The sequence below is a fragment of the Pseudoduganella sp. genome (assembly GCF_041914865.1).
Lineage (GTDB): Bacteria > Pseudomonadota > Gammaproteobacteria > Burkholderiales > Burkholderiaceae_D > Rugamonas.
In genome coordinates this window covers 44,286-64,761 of the sequence record NZ_JAYSCO010000016.1, presented here as the reverse complement: position 1 = coordinate 64,761, position 20,476 = coordinate 44,286, and the positions used below count along the sequence as shown (strand labels likewise).

19 protein-coding genes are annotated in these 20,476 nt (G+C 61.6%); 7 read left to right on the top strand and 12 right to left on the bottom strand.

Annotated elements, in window-relative coordinates:
* Nucleotides 1–2 precede the first annotated feature (2 nt).
* The 4 genes from waaA (at nt 3) to ACE3TQ_RS10220 (ending at nt 4,891) form a co-directional block, all read left to right on the top strand.
* Nucleotides 3–1,286, top strand: coding sequence for a lipid IV(A) 3-deoxy-D-manno-octulosonic acid transferase (gene waaA, locus ACE3TQ_RS10235; RefSeq protein ID WP_374582035.1), 1,284 nt, complete (start codon nt 3–5; stop codon nt 1,284–1,286).
* Nucleotides 1,287–1,375: 89 nt separating this feature from the next.
* The gene (locus tag ACE3TQ_RS10230) at nt 1,376–3,172 is read left to right on the top strand and encodes a CIA30 family protein (protein ID WP_374582034.1); all 1,797 of its coding nucleotides are present in this window, start codon (nt 1,376–1,378) and stop codon (nt 3,170–3,172) included.
* 10 nt (nt 3,173–3,182) lie between these two features.
* Complete coding sequence (locus ACE3TQ_RS10225; RefSeq protein ID WP_374582033.1) at nt 3,183–4,289, top strand: sensor histidine kinase; 1,107 nt, start codon at nt 3,183–3,185, stop codon at nt 4,287–4,289.
* Nucleotides 4,286–4,891: a response regulator gene (locus ACE3TQ_RS10220; RefSeq protein WP_374582032.1), complete on the top strand. Its 606-nt coding sequence runs from the start codon at nt 4,286–4,288 to the stop codon at nt 4,889–4,891. Before ACE3TQ_RS10225 ends, ACE3TQ_RS10220 begins: the two co-directional genes overlap by 4 nt.
* Here ACE3TQ_RS10220 and ACE3TQ_RS10215 read toward each other — a convergent pair.
* From ACE3TQ_RS10215 to glyQ, 6 genes are all read right to left on the bottom strand, one after another.
* Nucleotides 4,888–5,583, bottom strand: coding sequence for a phosphodiester glycosidase family protein (locus ACE3TQ_RS10215; RefSeq protein ID WP_374582031.1), 696 nt, complete (start codon nt 5,581–5,583; stop codon nt 4,888–4,890). The genes ACE3TQ_RS10220 and ACE3TQ_RS10215 overlap by 4 nt on opposite strands.
* A gap of 14 nt (nt 5,584–5,597) precedes the next feature.
* Complete coding sequence (locus tag ACE3TQ_RS10210) at nt 5,598–6,398, bottom strand: M48 family metallopeptidase (RefSeq protein ID WP_374582029.1); 801 nt, start codon at nt 6,396–6,398, stop codon at nt 5,598–5,600.
* A gap of 83 nt (nt 6,399–6,481) precedes the next feature.
* Nucleotides 6,482–7,222 (bottom strand): lysophospholipid acyltransferase family protein, encoded by a 741-nt coding sequence (locus tag ACE3TQ_RS10205; protein ID WP_374582028.1) that lies wholly within the window; start codon nt 7,220–7,222, stop codon nt 6,482–6,484.
* A 68-nt stretch (nt 7,223–7,290) separates the two neighbouring features.
* Nucleotides 7,291–7,848, bottom strand: coding sequence for a D-glycero-beta-D-manno-heptose 1,7-bisphosphate 7-phosphatase (gene gmhB / locus ACE3TQ_RS10200; RefSeq protein WP_374582027.1), 558 nt, complete (start codon nt 7,846–7,848; stop codon nt 7,291–7,293).
* A gap of 1 nt (nt 7,849) precedes the next feature.
* Nucleotides 7,850–9,952: a glycine--tRNA ligase subunit beta gene (gene glyS, locus ACE3TQ_RS10195; protein ID WP_374582026.1), complete on the bottom strand. Its 2,103-nt coding sequence runs from the start codon at nt 9,950–9,952 to the stop codon at nt 7,850–7,852.
* 13 nt (nt 9,953–9,965) lie between these two features.
* The gene (gene glyQ / locus ACE3TQ_RS10190; RefSeq protein ID WP_374582025.1) at nt 9,966–10,862 is read right to left on the bottom strand and encodes a glycine--tRNA ligase subunit alpha; all 897 of its coding nucleotides are present in this window, start codon (nt 10,860–10,862) and stop codon (nt 9,966–9,968) included.
* A gap of 172 nt (nt 10,863–11,034) precedes the next feature.
* On the opposite strand from glyQ, the gene ACE3TQ_RS10185 reads away from it, so the two are divergent.
* Both ACE3TQ_RS10185 and ACE3TQ_RS10180 read left to right on the top strand, forming a co-directional pair.
* A complete protein-coding gene (locus tag ACE3TQ_RS10185; protein WP_374582024.1) occupies nt 11,035–12,084 on the top strand; it encodes a hypothetical protein in 1,050 nt (349 codons plus the stop codon).
* Nucleotides 12,081–12,335, top strand: a complete 255-nt coding sequence (locus ACE3TQ_RS10180) for a hypothetical protein (protein WP_374582023.1) — start codon at nt 12,081–12,083, stop codon at nt 12,333–12,335. The genes ACE3TQ_RS10185 and ACE3TQ_RS10180 overlap by 4 nt, the downstream gene beginning before the upstream one ends.
* Nucleotides 12,336–12,394: 59 nt before the next feature.
* On the opposite strand, the gene lnt is transcribed toward ACE3TQ_RS10180, so the two are convergent.
* Both lnt and ACE3TQ_RS10170 read right to left on the bottom strand, forming a co-directional pair.
* Complete coding sequence (lnt, locus tag ACE3TQ_RS10175; RefSeq protein ID WP_374582022.1) at nt 12,395–13,933, bottom strand: apolipoprotein N-acyltransferase; 1,539 nt, start codon at nt 13,931–13,933, stop codon at nt 12,395–12,397.
* Nucleotides 13,933–14,811, bottom strand: coding sequence for an HlyC/CorC family transporter (locus ACE3TQ_RS10170; protein ID WP_374582058.1), 879 nt, complete (start codon nt 14,809–14,811; stop codon nt 13,933–13,935). Before ACE3TQ_RS10170 ends, lnt begins: the two co-directional genes overlap by 1 nt.
* Nucleotides 14,812–14,896: 85 nt before the next feature.
* Here ACE3TQ_RS10170 and ACE3TQ_RS10165 point away from each other — a divergent pair, with 85 nt between their 5' ends.
* The gene (locus tag ACE3TQ_RS10165; RefSeq protein WP_374582021.1) at nt 14,897–15,913 is read left to right on the top strand and encodes a transporter; all 1,017 of its coding nucleotides are present in this window, start codon (nt 14,897–14,899) and stop codon (nt 15,911–15,913) included.
* A gap of 667 nt (nt 15,914–16,580) precedes the next feature.
* On the opposite strand, the gene ACE3TQ_RS10160 is transcribed toward ACE3TQ_RS10165, so the two are convergent.
* The 4 genes from ACE3TQ_RS10160 to ACE3TQ_RS10145 form a co-directional block, all read right to left on the bottom strand.
* On the bottom strand, nt 16,581–17,015 hold the full coding sequence (locus ACE3TQ_RS10160; protein ID WP_374582020.1) for a DUF3304 domain-containing protein: 435 nt from the start codon (nt 17,013–17,015) through the stop codon (nt 16,581–16,583).
* Nucleotides 17,016–17,156: 141 nt separating this feature from the next.
* Nucleotides 17,157–18,596, bottom strand: a complete 1,440-nt coding sequence (locus ACE3TQ_RS10155; RefSeq protein WP_374582019.1) for a hypothetical protein — start codon at nt 18,594–18,596, stop codon at nt 17,157–17,159.
* Nucleotides 18,597–18,985: 389 nt separating this feature from the next.
* Nucleotides 18,986–20,083, bottom strand: coding sequence for a T6SS immunity protein Tli4 family protein (locus tag ACE3TQ_RS10150; RefSeq protein WP_374582018.1), 1,098 nt, complete (start codon nt 20,081–20,083; stop codon nt 18,986–18,988).
* 70 nt (nt 20,084–20,153) lie between these two features.
* Nucleotides 20,154–20,399: a hypothetical protein gene (locus tag ACE3TQ_RS10145; protein ID WP_374582016.1), complete on the bottom strand. Its 246-nt coding sequence runs from the start codon at nt 20,397–20,399 to the stop codon at nt 20,154–20,156.
* Nucleotides 20,400–20,476: the final 77 nt, after the last annotated feature.

Genomic DNA, 20,476 nt, shown 5'->3' with positions numbered 1-20,476 from the left:
CCATGCGCCTGTTCTACACCTTCATGTGGTGGCTGGCTTTGCCGCTGGTGCTGGGCCGCCTGTGGTGGCGCGGCCGCAAGGAACCGGGCTACCGCGAGCATTGGGGCGAACGCCTGGGCTTCTACGGCCCGCGCGCCGCCAACGATGAGCCGATGACGCTGTGGGTGCATGCGGTATCGGTCGGCGAAACACGCGCCGCCGAGCCGCTGGTCGACGCCCTGCTGAAGAAATACCCGCAGGCGCGCATCGTGCTGACCTGCATGACGCCGACCGGCCGCGCCACCGGCAAGAGCCTGTTCGGCAAGCATGGCGCGCGCGTGGTGCAGTCTTACCTGCCATACGACATGCCGCTGCTGGTGGCGCGCTTCATCCGCCACTTCGAGCCGCGCATCTGCATCCTGATGGAGACGGAAGTGTGGCCGAACCTGATCGTGCAATGCCGGCGCGACCAGGTGCCGGTGGTGCTGGCCAACGCACGCCTGAGCGAGCGCTCGCTGGGCAAGGCGCTGCGCCTTGGCAAGATGATCCGCGACGCCGCGCGGGGCATCACCCTGGTGGCGGCGCAGACCGAAGCCGATGCCCTGCGCATCCGCGAGCTGGGCGCGGCCAATGTCGGCGTGACCGGCAGTATCAAGTTCGACGTGATGATCCCGCAGGCGGCGCTCGACACCGGCGCCGCGTTGCGGCGCCAGATCGGCGCGCGCCCGGTGTTCCTGTGCGCCAGCACGCGCGAAGGCGAGGAGGGCATGATCCTGGAAGCGTTCCAGGCCTCGCGCGCGGAAATGCCGCAGGACGTGCTGCTGCTGATCGTGCCGCGACACCCGCAGCGCTTTGACGAAGTGGCGGCCATGGTGGCCGAGCGCGGCCTGGCGCTGCAGCGCCGTTCCGAACTTGCCGCCGCGGGCACCGCCGTGGCGGCGCACACCGAGGTGCTGCTGGGCGACTCCATGGGCGAGATGTTCGCCTATTACTCGGCCTGCGACCTGGCCTTCATCGGCGGCAGCCTGCAGCCGCTGGGCGGCCAGAACCTGATCGAGCCGGCGGCGCTGGGCAAGCCGATCATCGTCGGCGAGCACACCTTCAACTTCGCGCAAGCCACCGAGGACTGCCTGCAGCAGGGCGGCGCGGTGCGCGTCCACAACAGCGACGGCCTGATGCACCAGGCGGCGATCCTGCTGGCCGACCGCCAGTCGCGCGCCGCCATGGGCGCGCACGCGCTGACCTTTGCCAACACCCACCGCGGCGCGACCGCGCGCACGATTGCATTGCTGCCAGACTTGAAGTGACAAATGTCATGCGCAAGTCATGGCAATTCATTCTGGCGCGCAGGGCCCGCGCGCCGGATACTGCGGTCATTCACCACAAGGAGACCGCAATGCAAAAACTGTTAGTTGCCGCCGCCGCTGCCGCGCTGTCCTGCGCGCTGCCGGCGTTCGCTGCCGAAACCACCCTGGTCAAGGACGTGCGCGTGTTCGACGGCCAGAAGGTGCATGCCAAGCGCAGCGTGCTGCTGGAAGGCGGCAAGATCGCCAGCGCCGATTTCAAGGGCAAGGCGCCGGCCGGCGCCCGGGTGATCGACGGCGCCGGCCGCACCCTGATGCCGGGCCTGATCGATTCCCATGTCCACGCCTACCGCTTCCAGGAATTGCCGCTGCTGTTCGGCGTGACCACCCAGGTCGATATGTTCATGCCGGTGCCGGCCATGCAGGAGGTGCAGCGCCGCATGGCGAAGGGCGAGAACCAGGCCTCGACCGACATCTTCTCGGCCGGCATGCTGGCCACCGCACCGGGCGGCCACGGCGCCGAATACGGCATCCCCGTGCCGACCCTGACCACGCCGGCCGAGGCGCAGGCCTGGGTCGACGCGCGCATCGCCGAGGGCTCCAGCTTCATCAAGATCATCGTCGAGAGCGGCGGCATCGGCACGCGCAAATTCAACTCGCTCGACATGCCGACCGTGAAGGCGCTGGTGGACGCGGCGCACAAGCGCGGCAAGCTGGCGGTGGTCCACATCTCCACGCTGGAAGACGCGCGCGCGGCGCTGGAAACCGGCGCCGACGGCCTGGTGCACCTGTTCACCGGCGACGCGATCGGCGACGCCGACCTGAAGGCGCTGGTCAAGCTGGCGCGCGAGCGCAAGGCCTTCGTCATTCCGACCTTCAGCGTGATGGAGAGCATCGCCGGCCTGCGCGAGAAGGACATCATCGACGACAAGTCGATGGCCGCCTTGCTGGACAAGGAGCAGATGATGACCCTGCATTCGAGCTACGGTTCGGAGCCGAAGCCGCAGCGCATGACGGCGCCCAACGCGGTGGTGGCGGCGCTGCACAAGGCCGGCGTGCCGGTGCTGGCCGGCACCGATGCCGGCAACGCGGGCACGCAGTACGGCGCCAGCATGCACCACGAAATGCTGTCCATGACCAAGGCCGGTATGAGTCCGCTGGCGGTGCTGGCGGCCGCCACCTCGGTCCCGGCCAAGGCCTTCCGCCTGGGCCAGCGCGGCCAGGTGGCCAAGGGCTACAAGGCCGACCTGGTGCTGGTGGAGGGCGACCCGACCACCGATATCCTGGCCACGCGCCGCATTGTGGAAGTGTGGAAGGACGGCGAACTGGTGTCGCCGGCGCGTGCCAAAAAGCAGGAACTGGTGGCGCAGGAGCTGAGCCGCAAGAGCGTGCCGCTGGCGCTGCCGGCCGACGGCCGCATCAGCCTGTTCAGCAAGGACAAGCTGGCCAGCCCCTTCGGCACCGGCTGGATGCCGTCCAACGACGCTTTCCTGGGCGGCAAATCAACCGTCAAGGTTGAATATGCCGACGAAGCGGCGGTCAGCGTGACGGCCAGCGTGCAGCCCGGCTTTGCCTTCCCCTGGGCCGGCCTGGCCTTCATCCCGGGCAATGGGCCGATGGCGGCGGCGGACCTGAGCAACGCCAAGGTGCTGCGCTTCCGCGTCAAGGGCGATGGCAAGCGCTATGCCGTGGCCATCATGTCGAAGGCGGGATCGATCCCGGTCAACGTGCCGTTCGAGGCGGCGGCCGACTGGCAGGAAGTGAGCCTGCCGCTGGCCAGTTTCAAGGGTGTCGATACCAGCACGATTACAATGATCGGTTTCAACGCAGGGCCGCAGCCGGGCGACTACCAGTTCCAGATCGCCGACGTGCGCCTGATGCCGCAATAAGGGAGCAAGGATGGAGAAGTTCAGGCGACTGCTGGCCGGACCCTGGGTGCCGCCGTACCTGGGCAAGGCGCCGTACCTGTGGCTGCTGTCGCTGAACTTCTTCGTGTGGAAGTTCTTCTATGTGCGGCCCGATCCGCTGGAGGTCGGCCTGCTGCTGTTGTCGGTGCTTGTTTTCGTGCCGATGTATTTCGCCAGCTACTGGCTGCGCAACCGGCGCGCCGTGCCGGTGCTGCTGGCGACGGTGGCGCTGGGCGTGGCCTGGGCGCCGCATAACTTCGGCGCCTCCACCTTCTTCATTTTCGCCTGCGCCATGTGCGCTGCGCTGGAACGCCCGCGCCAGGCCTACCTGGCCATCGGCCTGATCCTGGGCGGCGCCGCGCTGATGGCGGCGCTGCGCGGCCTGCCGCTCAGCTTCCTGCTGCCGACGCTGGCAGTTGGCGCGCCGGTCGGCATCGCCAGCGTGATGGATGCGCGCGTGCGCCGCTCGGCCCAGCTGCTGCTGCGCAAGCAGGAGGAGGTCGAGCACATCGCCCGTATCGCCGAACGCGAACGCATCTCGCGCGACCTGCACGACCTGCTCGGGCACACGCTGTCGCTGATCGCCATCAAGGCCGAACTGGCGGGGCGCCTGCTGGAGCGCGATACGGCCGCCACGGCGAAGGAAATCAAGGATATCGAAACCACCGCGCGCCACGCACTGGCCGAAGTGCGCAGCGCCGTCACCGGCTACCGCCAGACCGGCTTTGCGCAGGAGCTGGCGCAGGCGCGCGCCGCCCTGGCCGCCGCCGATGTCAGGCTGGAGGCCGAGGTGCAGCCCTTCGCCATGCCCGCCACGGCGGAAAACGTGCTGGCGCTGGCCCTGCGCGAAGCGGTCACCAACATCCTGCGCCACGCCAACGCCACGCGCTGCCAGGTCAGCGTGCGGCAGGAGGGCGGGCAGATCGTCTGCCACATCAGCGACGACGGCCGCGCCCCGGTCGACGGCGCGGCGCTGGCGCGCGGCAACGGCCTGCGCGGCATGCGCGAGCGCGTCGCCGCCGCTGGCGGCCGCCTGACGCTGCACGCGGAAAGCGGGCTGGCGCTGGAACTCTATTTACCGATGGGAGCTGCTGCATGATCCGGGTATTGATTGCCGAAGACCAGTCGATGGTGCTGGGCGCGCTGGCCGCGCTGCTGAAACTGGAGCCCGACCTGGATGTGGTGGGCCAGGCGCGCAACGGGCAGGAAGCGCTGGCCCTATGCGCCGAGCTGCAGCCCGACATCGTGCTGACCGATATTGAAATGCCGCTGATGACCGGCCTGGAGCTGGCCGCCGCCCTGGCTGAACGCGGCGCCGCGGCGCGCGTGGTGATCGTCACCACCTTTGCGCGCTCCGGCTATTTGCGGCGCGCCATGGCAGCCGGCGTGCGCGGCTACCTGCTGAAAGACGCCCCATCCGAATCACTGGCCGCCGCCATCCGCAGCGTGCACGCCGGCGGCCGCGCCATCGCCCCCGAGCTGGCGCTGGAAAGCTGGAGCGGCGGCGAAGACCCCTTGAGCGAACGCGAACGCCAGGTGCTGCGCCTGGCCGGCGAGGGCCGCAGCGGCGCCGACATTGCGCGCCAACTGAGCCTGTCCGAAGGCACGGTGCGCAACTACCTGTCGGAAGCGATCAGCAAACTCAACGCCGGCAACCGCGTCGAAGCCTTCCGCCTGGCGCGCGAAGCGGGCTGGCTTTAATCGGCCACCACCCCGATGATGGGGCCCAGGTCGCTGCGACTGTCGTTGCGGCCAAGCGCGGGCGAATACAGCGACGAGACCGAGCCATCGAGGTACAACGCATCGCGGCACTGCAAGTCGTCGCGCATATAGCGGGCGAACTCGTAAAAATTGACCGGCTCATTGCTGATCACGAATTTCGCCACGCCCTGCGTTGTGCAAACGCCATTGCGAATATGGACCGACCGCGACCCGGGGTCGAAGAGAGGGTTGATCAATCCGCGCGTCAGCAGCATGGGCCCGGATTGCGTTGCGATACGTGCCTTGCCGGCCAGCGCAGGAAACTCCGAGGATTCCACCACGTGGGCAGCGGAGCCTGCGACGAAGAACACGCCATTGGGACGCAGGAAGAAATTGCCTTTGCCGCGCTCCAGGTTGAGCGCTGAATGCACGATGCCGTCCGCCACGTACAGGCCAACCGGGGAAAAGTCCGCATGGTACATGCCGGCATTCATGGCAAACGTGAGTTGTTTGCCACGCTTCGCCACGTCGGCCGCGACATGATGCAGGCGCTTGTATGGGTGGCCTTGAGGGTCTTTCAGGAACAGTTGCAGGCGGGCGCGGGCCGGATCGACTGTGACAACCGTATAGCGCGGCTGCACCGCTTGAACCAGCGCGCAAGCGGCCAGCAGTGGCGGCAGTGCCATCGCCATGGCCAGGCGCCGCATCAGGTGAAGAGCGGCGGCAGTTCGGCGGCGCGTTTGCGCAGCAGCTGCTTGGCTTCCTCGTACTGCGGGTAGATGCGGCCGACATTGGCCCAGAAACGCGGGCTGTGGTTCATTTCCAGGATGTGCGCCAGTTCGTGCGCCGCCACGTAGTCGATCAGCGGCAGCGAAAAGTGGATCAGCTTCCAGTTCAGGCGGATGGTGCGCTGCGCGGTGCAGGAGCCCCAGCGCGTGTCGGCGGAGGAGAGCGAGAAGCCGGCGTACTGCACGCCCAGGCGCGCCGCGTACAGGTCCAGGCGCTGCTGGAACAGGCCCTCGGCCTGCGCCTTGTACCAGTTCTTCACGCGTTCCTTGAGCAGCTGCTCGGTGGCGCCTTGCACCAGCCCCATGGACAGTTCCATGGCCACCGGATCGAACTCGGTGCGGTTGCGCGGCGCCTGGTACAGGCGCAGCGTGATTTCGCCGCCCAGGTAGGGTAGCCGGGCGCCGTCCTCCCAGACGATGGGCGGCTTTTCCAGGCGCGCGGCGCGGCGCTGGCGCCTTTCGTCGAGCTTGGACAGGATCCAGTGCTGCTTGGCGCGGATGGCGTTGTCGATATCGGCCAGCGAGCAGCGCTTGGGCGCGGTCACATACAGGCCGGTATCGTCCACCGTGAAGCCGATCGAGCGGCGGGTGGAGCGCTTCAGCACATATTCGAGGATGTATTCGCCGACCAGCAGCTGGCGCTTGTCCTGGTCGCCGGTGACCGGCGGGGTGACGGGATCGGGGCGGCGCAATTGCACCGGAGGACGCAGCAGGTTCACTGCCGCGGGAGCGGGAACGGGAAACGGGGAAGAAGGCGCGGCCGCTGGCGGCGGCGCCTCCTGTTGCGCTTCAGCCTTTTCGGCTAGCCAGCGTTGTAGGCGTGGGGCGAAATGACGCGCATTTCTGATTCGATCCACTGTTCCACCTGTTCCATCAGTTCGTCCGGAGACCTGCCCTCGGCCGAAATCGGTTTGCCCACCGAGACCGTCACGGTGCCCGGCTTCTTGATAAAGGAATTCTTTGGCCAGCATTCGCCGGAGTTGAGCGCAATTGGCACCACCTGCGTGTTGGTTTCCACCGCCAGGCGCGTGCCGCCGCTCTTGTACTTGCCTTGCTGGCCGACCGGAATACGGGTCCCTTCCGGGAACATGATAATCCATTGGCCGTCTTTCAGGCGACGCTTGCCGTGCGCAACAACAGATTTGAATGCATTCTTGCCTTGCTTGCGGTCGATCGGGATCATGCGCAGCAGCGCGATGCCCCAGCCGAAGAAGGGGATGTACAGGATTTCTTTTTTAAATACAAACACCAGCGGGCGTGGCAGGTTTGCCAGCAGGAAGATGGTTTCCCACGCCGACTGGTGCTTGGACAGGATGATGGCCGGGCCGTCCGGGAAATTCTCGTAGCCCTTGAACTGGTAGTTAATGCCGCAGATATGCTTGGCGCACCAGATCATGAAGACATTCCAGCGCGACGTGACGTAATAGCGTTTGTTGTATGGCAGCGGCGCCGCCAGCATGCAGACTCCCGACCAAATGACGGTGGCGACGACCATCAGCACAGTGAACAAAAGGGAACGCAGGAACAAAACGAAATTACGCAACGACAGTCTCCTAGTTAGCGGTGCCAGGTCCGGACATGCTGCGCAAATCCGGCGCTGGCACCCGGATGTTAGCTTTCTGATTTCAGTATGTGGTCGACAGTGGCGGCCAGGTCGGGGAAGACCTGCGTGCCGGGCGGCAGGCCGCCGGTGGCATGGGTTTTTTCGCCTTTGCCGGTCAGCACCAGGTAGGGCACGCAGCCGCTGATGAAGCCCGCCTGCAGGTCGCGCAGCGAGTCGCCCACGGTCGGCACGCCCTTCAGGGAAATCTCGAAGCGTTTCGAAATCTCCGTGAACATGCCGGGTTTGGGCTTGCGGCAGTCGCAGTTGTCGGCCGCCGCGTGTGGGCAGAAGAAGATGGCGTCGATGTCGGCGCCGACCTGCTGCGCCAGGCGGTGCATCTTCTGGTGGATCGCGTTCAGGGTGTTGATGTCGAAGTACTGGCGGGCGATGCCCGACTGGTTCGACGCAATCACCACGCGGTAGCCAGCCTGGTTCAGGCGGGCGATCGCTTCCAGCGAACCGGGGATGGGGATCCACTCGTCGGGGGACTTGATGAAGTCCGGCGAGTCGTGGTTGATGACCCCATCGCGGTCGAGGATGATCAGCTTTTGCAGTGCTTGCGGCATGTCAGGCGGCCAGCTTGGAGATGTCCGCCACGCGGTTCATCATGCCGTGCAGGGAAGACAGCAGCGCCAGGCGGTTGTTGCGCAGCGCGATATCCTCGGCCATCACCATCACGTCGTTGAAGAAGGCGTCGACTTCCTCCTTCAGCTGCGCCAGGGTCTTCAGGGTGGCAGCGAAGTCGCCCTTGGCCCAGGCGGCGTCCACTTCCGGCGCCACGCGGCCCATGGCGGCGTGCAGGGCCTTCTCGGCCGCGTCCTGCAGCAGTTCGGCCTTGACGGTGGTCGCTTGCGCCAGCGCTTCCTCGTTCTTCTTCAGGATGTTGGTGATGCGCTTGTTGGCGCCAGCCAGCGAGACCGATTCCGGCAGGGCGGCGAAGGCTTGCACCGCCTCCAGGCGCTGCACGATGTCGTCCAGGCGGTCCGGGTTCTGCGCCACCACGGCTTCGATCTCGTTCACGCTGAAGCCGCGCTCACGCAGCATGCCGCGCAGGCGGTCCAGCATGAAGGCGGTGACTTCGGTGGTCGGGTCCTTGAAGTTCGGCACGGCCGCGAACTGCGCCACGGCGTCGCCCAGCAGGGCGGAGATGGACAGCGGCAGGCGCTTTTCCACCAGCATGCGCAGCACGCCCAGTGCGTGGCGGCGCAGCGCGAACGGGTCCTTGTCGCCGGTCGGCTGCAGGCCGATGGCCCAGATGCCGACCAGGGTTTCCACCTTGTCGGCCAGCGCCACGGCGGTGCCGGTGGCGGTGGACGGCAGGGCGTCGCCGGCGAAGCGCGGCTGGTAGTGCTCGGAGGCGGCCAGCGCGACTTCTTCGTGCTCGCCGTCGTGGCGCGCGTAGTAGGTGCCCATGATGCCTTGCAGCTCAGGGAATTCGCCCACCATATCGGTCAGCAGGTCGGCCTTGGACAGGCGCGCGGCGCGTTCGGCCAGCGCCTTGTCGCCGCCCAGGCGGCCGGCAATCGCAGCGGCCAGCGAGGTGACGCGCTCGGAGCGCTCGGCCTGGGTGCCCAGCTTGTTGTGGTAGACCACGTTCTTCAGCAGTGGCAGGCGCGATTCCAGGGTCTTCTTCTTGTCCTGCTCGAAGAAGAACTTGGCGTCGGACAGGCGCGGGCGCACCACGCGCTCATTGCCGCCGATGATGGCGGCCGGGGTGTCGGTCGCGATGTTGGACACGATCAGGAAGCGCGAGCGCAGCTTGCCGTTGGCGTCGGTCAGGGCGAAGTACTTCTGGTTGGTCTGCATGGTGAGGATCAGGCATTCCTGCGGCACGGCCAGGAATTCTTCCTCGAAGTGGCATTCGTACACCACCGGCCATTCGACCAGGGAGGCCACTTCTTCCAGCAGCGCTTCCGGCATCAGCACCTGGTCGGCGCCGGCCTTGGCCAGCAGGGCGGAGCGGATCGCGTCTTTACGCGCATCGAAGCCGGCAACCACCTTGCCCGCTTCGGCCAGGGTGGCGGCGTAGCTGTCGGCGTCGGCGATGGTCACTTCGCGCTTGCCCGGTGCGGTCAGGAAGCGGTGGCCTTCGGTCTTGTTGGCGGCGGTCAGGCCCAGCAGGGTCAGTGGCAGCACGCTGGCGCCATGCAGGGCGACCAGCGCGTGGGCTGGACGCACAAACTGCACGGTCTCGCCGTCCGGACGCTGGTAGCTCATGACCTTGGGGATAGGCAGCTTGGCGATGGTTTCTTCCAGCGCGGCCTGGGCGCCTGCCTGCAGCGCGGAGCCGGCTGCCAGCTTGGTGTAGAAGAAGCTCTCAGCCTTGCCGTCCTGGGCGCGCTCCATATCGGCCACGCCGATGTGCGACAGGCCCATGGCGGCCAGCTTCTTGGTCAGCGGCGCGGTTGGGTTGCCGTCCGCGTCCAGCGCGATGGCGACCGGCAGGATCTTTTCGCGCACCTGCTTGTCCGGCGAGGTGGCGCGCACCTTGGTGATGGACACGGCCAGGCGGCGCGGGGTGGCGTAGGTGGTGGCGACGCTGTCTTCTTCCAGGAAGTCGCGCGCTTTCAGGCCGTTGACGATGCCGGTGGCGAAAGCGGCGCCCAGCTTGGACAGGGCTTTCGGCGGCAGTTCTTCGGTCAGCAGTTCGATGAGCAGGGTCTGATTCATGTTCGGTATTCTTTTATTTGGCGACCATCGGGAAGCCGAGGCGTTCGCGGGACTCGTAGTAGGCCTGGGCCACCATGCGCGACAGGGTGCGCACGCGGCCGATGTAGGCGGCGCGCTCGGTCACGGAGATGGCGCCGCGCGCATCCAGCATGTTGAAGCTGTGCGAGGCTTTCATGATCTGCTCGTAGGCCGGCAGTACCAGTTGCAGTTCAATCAGGCGCTTGGCTTCCGATTCGTGGTTGGCGAATTGGGCGAACAGCAGGTCGGTGTTGGCGTGCTCGAAGTTGTAGGTCGACTGTTCCACTTCGTTCTGGTGGAACACGTCGCCGTACTTCAATTGCTTCTTGACGCCACCTTCTTCCCATTCGGTCCAAATCAGGTCGTAGACGTTTTCCACGCCCTGCAGGTACATGGCCAGGCGCTCGACGCCGTAGGTGATTTCGCCCAGCACAGGCTTGCAATCGAGGCCGCCCACTTGCTGGAAGTAGGTGAACTGGGTGACTTCCATGCCGTTCAGCCAGACTTCCCAGCCCAGGCCCCAGGCGCCCAGGGTCGGGCTTTCCCAGTCGTCTTCCACGAAGCGCACGTCGTTCTGCTTCAGGTCCAGGCCCAGCGCTTCCAGGGAACCCAGGTACAGGTCGAGGATGTTTTCCGGGGCCGGCTTCAGCACCACCTGGTACTGGTAGTAGTGCTGCAGGCGGTTCGGGTTCTCGCCGTAGCGGCCATCTTTCGGGCGGCGCGAAGGCTGCACGTAGGCCGCGCGCCAAGGCTCAGGGCCGATGGCACGCAGGAAGGTGCCGGTGTGGAAGGTGCCCGCGCCGACTTCCATGTCGTAGGGCTGGAGCAGTGCGCAGCCCTGCTTGTCCCAGTAGGATTGCAGGGTCAGGATAATTTGTTGAAATGTCAGCATCTTGGTCTTGGTGGCGCCGTGGGCGCGAGCGTTATCGGATCGCTAAAACGGCTCATTTTAGCGGTTTTTGCCGGGAACCTGTAGAGTTTCGGCCCTTCGGGCACGGGTTTGATCTGTATCAAACCTGCTGCGTTGGCCACGAACCGCTGGTCCGCCGCAGCGTCCAAGCTGCATGAACTCCACGAATGCCGATTTTGATTCGGTCTGGAAACAGGCGATCGAACGCTACTGGACTGATTTCCTTGAACTTTTCCTGTGCGAGCGCTGGGATGGCCTGGGCGCGCCTGAAAGCCAGGACCAGGAGTTGCATCGCTGTTCGCGCGACGGCAAACTTGGCTTGTTCCGCGTCGATAAGCTGCTGCGGACTTTGGGACCCGATGGCCTGCCATGCCTGTGGCACATCGAGATCCAGGTGGCCCGCCAGCGCGGGTTTGCCGAGCGCATGTACGTTTGCCAGTATCGCCTGTACGACCACTTCCATTTGCCCGTGCGCAGCATCGCCATCCTTGGCGACCCCAGCCCGACATGGCGCCATGATCACTTCGATTTGACTGTCGGTAAAACTCACACGACGTTTGAATTCGAGGTCGTCAAGCTGCGCGATTTCGAGGCGCGCATTGCGGAACTTCTGCTCAGCGACAATGTCTTTGCCTGGCTCGTCTCCGCGCACCTATGCACGCTGCACACGCGCCGGGAACCAATGGACAGGTTCAATGTCAAAGCTAGTTTGCTAACGGGACTCAACACTTGCGACTGGAGCCGGGAGAAATTCCTTAACGTTTATGACCTGATCGATCGGATGATGAGTTTGCCTGAGGCATTACAGGTGGAACTGGAGAAGCAGCAAAATCTTTTAGCGGGGAGACATCAAATGGCCTGGGTAATGTTAATTGAGCAGCGCGCGGAGCAACGTGGGCTCGAGCGAGGGATGGCGCAGGGGCTTGAGCAGGGAATTGCAAAGGGAATGGAGAAGGGGCTTGAGAAGGGACTTGAAAAGGGACTCGAGAAGGGACTTGAGAAGGGATTTGAGAAGGGCAGGGATGAGGGTCGCTCGGCAGCAATGCGCCACATGCTCGAGTCCCAGTTGGCGTTGCGGTTCGGACCGTTGGACGAAGGCACCAGGCTGCGCATAGCGGAGGGAGCACTGCCGGACCTTGAGAAGTGGACGTTGGCGGTGATTGAAGCAAAGGGAATTAATGAAGTTTTTGGGAGTTTGCCGTGATTGGCGATATGTCTCGCACAAAAGGTCATGCAGATGACTTGGCGGAAAACCTGGGCCTGAAACCCAATGGACAAACGGCGTCCGATGAGCGGCGGCGAGTGTGGCTTAAGCTCGGCAACGAAATCGACCGACTCGATGGACTTTTTTCCGCCAAACGAACGGCGCTCGAAAGCATCGTCACAGCACGCTTTGGCACGTTGGACGCAAATGTCCAGGAAATCATCCACGAAAAACTGGGATGGCGACCTTGAAGCAGTTGGATCGATGGATCTTGCTGGCTGCTACCGGCAAGACCATCGACGACGTGTTTCTACTTCCGAGGCAAGCGCGACCACAGCCAGGCGGCGGCGATTGATAGGGCTGCCAGGGCCAGGAACAGCTTGTTCTGCAGCTTGATGTAGGGCGTGTCGCCCGACATGCCCTGCACCGTCGCGCTCAGCACGCCCGGCTGGCGATAAGGCAGCGCATGCGTCACCTCGCCGCGCGGCGAGATCACCACGGTAGCCCCGGTATTGGTCGCGCTCAGCATCGGCCGCCCCATCTCCAGCGCCCGCATCTGCGACATCTGCAAGTGCTGTGGGATGGCAATCGATTCGCCATACCAGGCCAGCTCCGACACATTCAGCATGATCGTCGCACCGGTCAGCGAAATTTGCTCGGCAATCTCCTCACCGAACACGTTCTCGTAGCAGATGTTCGGCAACACCTTCTGGTCTTTCACCGCAAACGGCGCCTGGATGGCCGGGCCGCGCGTCTGGTCGCCGAGCGGGATCTGCATCAGGTTGGTGAACCAGCGGAAACCGGTCGGGATGAACTCGCCGAATGGCACCAGGTGGTGCTTGTCGTAGCGGTAAGTGCTCGCAGCCAGGCTTGGCGCCAGGCCCAGCACACTGTTGGAATACTCAGGCCCGTTAGTCATCGGCATGCCCAGCACGATATGGCTGCCGGTGCGGCGCGCGAACTTGCCGTAAGTATCGAGGTAGCCGGGCGGCAGTTGCGACGGGAACAGCGGCACGCCGGTTTCCGGAATGGCGATCAGGTCGGCCGGGGCCGAGGTCACCACCTGCTGGTACATGCGCAAGGTGTTGCCGATGTGTTCAATATTGAATTTGTTCTCCAGCGCGACATTGCCTTGCACCAGGCGCACCGACAGCGCTTGCCCGGCTGGCGCCGTCCATTCCACGCGCCCCAGCGCAAAACCGCCTACCCAGATAAACGCCACCAGCGCAATGGCTTTGTAGCGGAAGGGATGCATCAGCAAGGGCAGGGCGCCCGCGGTGATGGCGGCCAGCCAGCTAACGCCGTACACGCCCAGCACCGGCGCATAGCCGGCCAGCGGCGAAGTATTGTGGGCATAGCCCGCCGTCACCCAAGGGAAACCGGTGAACAGCCAGCCGCGCAACACTTCAAAGACAGCCCAGAACGCGGGCAGCACCAGCAAGGTCGCCGCCGGCAGCGGCAGTGGCCAGCGCTTGCGCAGCCAGGCGGTAGCGCCCATGGCCCCCGCCGCATACAAGGCCATGCCGGCCGCCAGCAGCGCGATGGCCGGACCGGCCAGCCATGCCGGCAGGTAGAAGAAGCTGTTCAGCGTGATGTACAGCCAATGGAACCCCGCCAGGCACCAGCCAAAGCCGAACGCCCAGCCCACCAGCGCCGCCGCGCGAATGGAGTCCGCGCGCAAGGCCTGGTACGTAAGCAGGGCCAGCGCAAGGATTTGCAGCGGCCACCAGCCGAACGGCGCGAACGCAAACACGCCGAGCGCGCCGGCAACGGCGGCGATCAGCATGCGGCTACGGGTAGAGCGGGGCGCGGCAGGCGGCTCGCCTGCCTTGGTCTTACGCCAGCGCATCAGTCCTGCTCGTCCATGGAGGCTGGCAGGCGTTCCACCGTCAGCACATGGACCTGGCGCGCATCGGCGCGCAGCACTTCAAAGCGCAGGTTGGCGATGTCGAAGGTATCGCCCTTATGCGGCATGCGGCCCAGGTGCTTGGCCACCAGGCCGCCGATGGTATCGACATCCTCATCGGCCAGGTCGGCATCCAGCTCCTCGTTGAACTGGTCCAGCTCGGTCAACGCCTTGACGCGCCAGCGCGGGCCCAGGCGGCCTTCCTTGATGGAGAGGATATTGTCTTCTTCCTCGTCGAAATCGTACTCGTCCTCGATATCGCCGACGATCTGCTCCAGCACGTCCTCGATGGTGATCAGGCCGGCCACGCCGGAGTACTCATCCACCACGATGGCCATATGGTTATGGTTGGCGCGGAAATCGCGCAGCAGCACATTCAGGCGCTTCGATTCAGGGATGAAGATGGCCGGGCGCAGCATATCGCGCACGTCGAATTCTTCTTCCGCGTAGTAGCGCAGCAAGTCCTTGGCCAGCAGGATGCCGACCACTTTGTCGCGCTCACCTTCGATGGCAGGGAAGCGCGAGTGGGCCGTCTCCAGCACCAGCGGAATCCATTCCTCGATCGGTTTGGTAATGTCGATGACATCCATCTGCGAGCGCGGGATCATGATGTCGCGCGCAGACAGGTCCGACACCTGGAAGACACCCTCGATCATCGACAGCGCGTCGGCATCGATCAGGTTGCGCTCATGGGCATCGTGCAGGACTTCGAGCAGCTCAGAGCGGCTCTCGGGCTCAGGGGAAATCAGGGCGGTGAGTCGCTCGAACAGCGACCGGTGTGGTTTAGCGTCATTCCTGACGCTACTAGAGTGCTCTTGCATAATTGGCATGAAAGCCGTTGTTCCGAAGTGCTATAGCATACACTAAACCGCCGAGCCCCGGCCTTTTTGTCAGATTGGAAACTTCATGCAAATTAATGCAGTCACCTACGGCTCCGACCAATGCGGCCTGGTATGCGGTTATTTGTTCGGCCGCGCGGCCCAGGCGATCCCGATCGAAGCGTCGGAAGCCGAGCAATGGCTGCGCGATCCAGCCAGCCCGGCCGGAGAATTCGTCTGGCTGCATTTCAATCTTGCTAACACCGCCAGCGAAAAGTGGATGCGCGAACATGCCACGCTGGCCAATGAATATTACGACAGCCTGCACGAAGAAGGCGCGCGCTCGACCCGCATCGAGCAGGCCGACGACACCCTGGTGGCGGTGGTCAACGACGTGCTGCGCGACTTCAGCTTCGAGCCCTCCGACATCTCCAGCGTCTGCCTGAGCGTCGACCGGCGCCTGGTGGTGAGCGCGCGCCGCAAGCCGCTGCAGGCCGTCGAGCGCCTGCGCCAGGCCGTGCGCGGCGGCGAGAACCTGGCCTCCAGCGTGGTGCTGCTAACCCACCTGCTGCGCGACCAGGCCGACGTGCTGACCCGCATCGTGCGCGACGCGACCGCCAAGGTCGACCGCATCGAGGACAACCTCCTGTCTGGCAAGCTCAAACTGAAGCGTGCTGACCTGGGCGCCCTGCGCCGGGTGCTGGTGCGACTGCAACGCCTGCTGGCGCCCGAACCGGCAGCCCTGTTCCGCCTGCTGCAGCGTCCTCCCACCTGGGCCAGCGAAGCGGACCGCCAGGAGCTGCGCGAGTCCACCGAGGAATTTGCCGTGGTACTGAACGACATGGCCGCGCTGCAGGAACGCATCAAGCTGCTGCAGGAAGAGATCGCGGCGCTGGCCAGCGAAGCGAACAACCGCAGCCTCTACGTGCTGACCATCGTCACCGTGCTGGCGCTGCCGATCAACATCATCGCCGGCTTGCTGGGCATGAATGTGGGCGGCATCCCGTTGGCGGACGATGCTGGCGGGTTCTGGGTGATTGCCGGCATCGTCATGCTGTTCACCGTGGTTGCCGGCGCCTGGCTGATGCGGCAGCGGAGTGAATGAACTGCGACCCCTTTGCCGCAGAAATTACTTCGTTCTGCGTTCGAAACTCTTTTTAAGCAGTCATCATTTCTTTCATTTCGTGTGTTGTCTGATGGGTCCAGGTCGCCTGCTAGCATACAGTATGAGTCTCGGACGTCTTGCTGCCCTAGGGGAGACGCTGCGTTAAAACTAGCGGTCTCTTCAAAGGATTCCATTCGTACAGCCAGCCAACGGTAATAGAGCTGCATATGTTTTCGAAGAATGCCGCAGGATGAGCCGCCAACCGACGCCACGGTATCGAAAACACCAAGGAAACAGATTTCTGTTGGGATCCTGGCGAGACTGCCTTCCGTGCGTAGATCATCGAACATATGGCAGAACGCTGCTGCTTCAGCCGCACCGCGAGGAAAGCCGAAAACAGACAAGGTAACGGACGGCACGACGGTTTTAACGCGCTCGATTGCTTCTTCGCTAGCTGATCCGGGTGCTCGGCGAACCAACTGGTATGGGTGAATTGTTCACGCTCACAGCGGTCCGCATTCGGTTTAACGGTGCCGACTTGCCGCTCGTGCTTTATGCGACGATGCGCTTTTCATCGCAATCTGCGATCGCTCTTGTAGTGTTGGCTTAAGAAAATCGGTTACAGGAAAACCAGCCAGAGGCGGAGTAGAGATCACCATATATTCAGTTATTTCTGGGTAGGGGCAATCGGGCCTGGAATGGGATGCTTTTGGGTGCCCCCGTAGTATCGTGATACGACAACTCTCACTTTCTCTTCAGGAAAGAAGTGCAGATATATGCTGCCCGGCTCGTCGTACCTTTCAACCTCAACTATCTTCTCGCGAGGGACATGCTTGCTACCTTCGGGCATATCCCATTGAACCGAGACCATCATTCCCGGGCGCCATTTGGTGGGGAGCATTACGCAGCAAACATTGCCGTACCCGGCTCCATATGCGGCCATGTTGCCTCCACCTGCACCATTTACGGCTGCGGAGTATATGAACTTGTCGGTATGATTGACTATCCCAATACTAGCGCCGTAGTTCGAATCATCCTGCTTTGGCTTTGATGCACATCCCGAAAGTGCCAGGCAACATACGATGATTACCAAGTACCTCATGACTTCTCCTTCCTTAATCAAGTGCCTTTTATCTCTAGGTTAGCGGTAGCTACTGCTCCGGTTTCTAAGCTGACTGCCGATCAGTGGCCGTAACTGAGTCTGGTCGAATACGTATCGAACGGTGTCTGGCATTGCATGCGCTTATTGCTCATCATCTGGCATGTCAGGGAAGACTTGGCGCGCATCTCCACTGGTGTTGAAAGCAGCATCGAACTCATCTTGGTTCTTCCAACTTGGGGTGCCATCGGGTGTACCGAAAACCAGATCAGCAACTGACAATGGGGTCTTTTTTAGCGGATTTAACACGGCTCGATTCCAGCTTACGGCTACCAGTGTCGGCTGCCCTTTAGCATCAACATCGTAGACGCGGTGGTAAATTTGATGGGCGAGCAGACGTGGTACTTTTGAGCTTAGTCGGCTATCGTCGAAGTCAGGTTTGGGTCCAGGACGTGGCTGCCGCCAGTCATTTACCGTGATGATCCGGTTGATCTTACCTTGTGCGTCTAGTTGCTCGTGCCTGAGCACGTATCCTTCCAGCATATAGATCCGGTGCGTTGAGATATGTTCATTCGGCTTGAATAGTTCGTACATGCGGTACTGATTATCCAGCCGGGTCATGCGGCGGCGTTCGTATTTATAAATCTCGTCGGGGTTTTCGAGTACAGAAAGCGGCACAGGAGGCTTCGTAAAGTAATACGTCGACCCTTGCCAGCGCCCGAACACATCCAACACCATATTCGCGGCATTGTTGTCCCGCTTGCCATAATTCGAACCGAATATTTCCTTCACTCCTCGAGGCGCATCAACATACGCGTGTCCGCGTACAGATTCCGGCGTACTGTCGATCTGGAACGGCGCCCACTCTTCGCGCCACTGATCCTTCTCATCTGGGAAATGCCAGCGGTGGCGCAACTGAACGTCTTTTCCATCGACAGTGGCAAATCGGTACTCGCGCCACTGGTCTTTTAAGGAAGGTTCACCCGATGGGCATTTCATCGTGTGTTCTGGTTTGACCCACAGTATCACTCGATCTCGTTCATCGTAACGGCGGCAATGCAATGCCTTCGAGGCCGAAGGCGTTCCTTTAGTGAAGTCTGACTGCTCGATTCGTACGATTCGTCCTTTTTCGTCGTAGACGTAAGTATTAGTGTAGAGTTTTGTGAGTCCGCGCTTCAACAGGTTCTCAGTAAGAACATCTCCTCTCGCGTTGCGCGCCATTTCATCAAAAAATGATTGAGGTTGTTCTGTTGCTCCTTTCGATACCCACGAATCAACTCGGCAAATACGGGATGCCTGCATTTTGCCCTTGGGCTCGAAGTACCAAACCTTAATTGCTGCTCGATCTGCAACTACCCTTATTGACTCTGGACTTGCCAATCCGCGCGGTGGTGCCGGTGGATAAGGGGCATGCGCGCGACCGTAAGGCGATTCGCCAAAGACGTCGAGGCCCTCTGGAGTATCACCCACATATGCTTTTACCTCCTTGGAGGGAGGAAGTAATGGAATAGCTTGGAAACACGCAGCTTTGCTGTTCGCGCCCGCGAACATAAAGAACGCCAAGAACGAGATTGATCGCATCATGTTGTAGCCTGATTTGTCGGATATGCAGGAACGTTCATGTTAACCGCTACGTCAACTGCTAAGTGCTTATTAGGGTTGCCGGTGACTTTTGAAATCCCTCGACGCTTAGTCGCTCTGATTACGATGCGAATGGGCGGGCAAGTCCGCAGGTCGTGGCTGGCTGTGTTACTTGTTGTGAACGCAACTTCGAAAGTTTCGCGGCTCTTCCGTCTTACTTTTCCATCAGGCGTGCCATACACTAGGTCCGCCATAGACATGGGCGTTTTCTTCAATGGAATTATTCGCTCCCAGAGAACTATATTCCGATGGGTCTTCAGTGCTGTGCTGGACGCTGGCTAAATTGCCGAGTAAAAGTCTTCGAGATTGTAGATCGCTCGGTTTAGTTTGGGCTAGTGAGGCCGCTTCGAAATAGATAAAACGATACGCTCTACGAGGTCAAGAAATGCCTTCTCATCGATTGGCTGCACTCCCTTCGCCCGAGCATGATTTGCTTCTCGAATCACGGCTAAGGTGATTTTGGGGGTATCTGCTTTAGGAGTGGAATTCCCTGGAACGGTAGCGAAATAGCCAATATCTTTACTATTGTCCTTTCGTACGATATCGACAAATGAAGCTATTGCTTTACGGCCATCGATCTGGACGGAACGTTTTGCGTTAACTTTCCAATGTGAAGTTACTTTTCTACCCGTTCGGCTGATCTCGTACTGTGACCAGAAATTATCAATTTCCTCATCGGGCGGCACGACCCTTCTGTTCGACTTGCCCAGTGCAGGTGCACTTGCGTCCTGAACAATGATAGTCACATCTGGATGGGCCTTGAGTCGATAAGTCGTGGTTATCGACCGCGGCTCTACGCCACGATCTTTAACAAATGCAAAAGGCAAACAAACACCGCTTCCGGCCGGAACGGTAAATAAATCGCGATAGATCGTGTGCTGGGTAAGTGTCTTGAATATCTGGGTTGACTCCTCAATTTGTTGGTCCCGACTTGATACTTCAGCAGTTACGAGATGGTTTCGTATACGTTGGAGATATAAGATATTGGCGCCACTTGTCCAGGAAAGTAGTTGGCGCATGTCGTCATGCACATCAGTTACATTGGTCTCTCCTGAACTGGGCGCTGATCGCTCTTTAAGATACTTACGATCAACTTCAGGTTGCTTACTAAAGCGTGCTCGCAATTCTGAAATCTGAGTATCATTTAATTCATTTGATACCAATATTAATCCTACCAAGTAGGAAACTCGACTGTAGTCGGCCCACTGTCCATCGATGAATTGTGCTCCCGATGACCTGCTTCCGCCCTCAATTGCCGCCGCAAAATTCTCGAAAGGAAGACCAGCTACTTCTACTTCAACAGGCAGTGAGAATTGCGTACGACCCACGCATTCGGTTTTCCAAGTGGGTGGCGTTGTTGCCACGCTTGGAAGAGAGATACCTGCCGTACAGATAAGTACCAGTTGTTGAGCGCTGATAAGACGTGTCATGTTTTATGGAGATTTTCGTTAGATTGTTTGCTGGGGGAATTACCCCGCCTTCGCCCCGAGCGGACGTTTGTCACGTGATTGCAGCGCTGCGCATATCTTCCGTGTCTTTATCCGTCGTCAAGGGATAAGGCGTTCCGTATTCTGCTTCAGCTACTAGGGCTTCTTCATCGGCAGTTAGTTGCCCACCGGCGTTTTCCTTCTCAACTGCAGCCTCGGTCTTCTTGGCCATGTCGTCGACCTTTAGATGAAGCCCCTTAACTTGTTTCGTTTTTTTGACGATCTGCGAGACTTTCAACCGCTTGTCATACTCCGTCACTTCTCCCGATTCCCAGATTTCCGGGCCGGCGCACTTTGTGTTTTGCGGTGCGAAGGATCAGGAATGGCCGCAGATCG

Coding starts and splice junctions, on each gene's coding strand:
- ACE3TQ_RS10220 (WP_374582032.1), top strand. CDS start 4,286: ATGATCCGGGTATTGATTGCCGAAGACCAGTCGATGGTGCTGGGCGCG.
- ACE3TQ_RS10160 (WP_374582020.1), bottom strand. CDS start 17,015: ATGAGGTACTTGGTAATCATCGTATGTTGCCTGGCACTTTCGGGATGT.
- waaA (WP_374582035.1), top strand. CDS start 3: ATGCGCCTGTTCTACACCTTCATGTGGTGGCTGGCTTTGCCGCTGGTG.
- ACE3TQ_RS10155 (WP_374582019.1), bottom strand. CDS start 18,596: ATGATGCGATCAATCTCGTTCTTGGCGTTCTTTATGTTCGCGGGCGCG.
- glyQ (WP_374582025.1), bottom strand. CDS start 10,862: ATGCTGACATTTCAACAAATTATCCTGACCCTGCAATCCTACTGGGAC.
- ACE3TQ_RS10170 (WP_374582058.1), bottom strand. CDS start 14,811: ATGCAAGAGCACTCTAGTAGCGTCAGGAATGACGCTAAACCACACCGG.
- lnt (WP_374582022.1), bottom strand. CDS start 13,933: ATGCGCTGGCGTAAGACCAAGGCAGGCGAGCCGCCTGCCGCGCCCCGC.
- ACE3TQ_RS10215 (WP_374582031.1), bottom strand. CDS start 5,583: ATGGCGATGGCACTGCCGCCACTGCTGGCCGCTTGCGCGCTGGTTCAA.
- gmhB (WP_374582027.1), bottom strand. CDS start 7,848: ATGCCGCAAGCACTGCAAAAGCTGATCATCCTCGACCGCGATGGGGTC.
- glyS (WP_374582026.1), bottom strand. CDS start 9,952: ATGAATCAGACCCTGCTCATCGAACTGCTGACCGAAGAACTGCCGCCG.
- ACE3TQ_RS10185 (WP_374582024.1), top strand. CDS start 11,035: ATGAACTCCACGAATGCCGATTTTGATTCGGTCTGGAAACAGGCGATC.
- ACE3TQ_RS10165 (WP_374582021.1), top strand. CDS start 14,897: ATGCAAATTAATGCAGTCACCTACGGCTCCGACCAATGCGGCCTGGTA.
- ACE3TQ_RS10225 (WP_374582033.1), top strand. CDS start 3,183: ATGGAGAAGTTCAGGCGACTGCTGGCCGGACCCTGGGTGCCGCCGTAC.
- ACE3TQ_RS10150 (WP_374582018.1), bottom strand. CDS start 20,083: ATGACACGTCTTATCAGCGCTCAACAACTGGTACTTATCTGTACGGCA.
- ACE3TQ_RS10230 (WP_374582034.1), top strand. CDS start 1,376: ATGCAAAAACTGTTAGTTGCCGCCGCCGCTGCCGCGCTGTCCTGCGCG.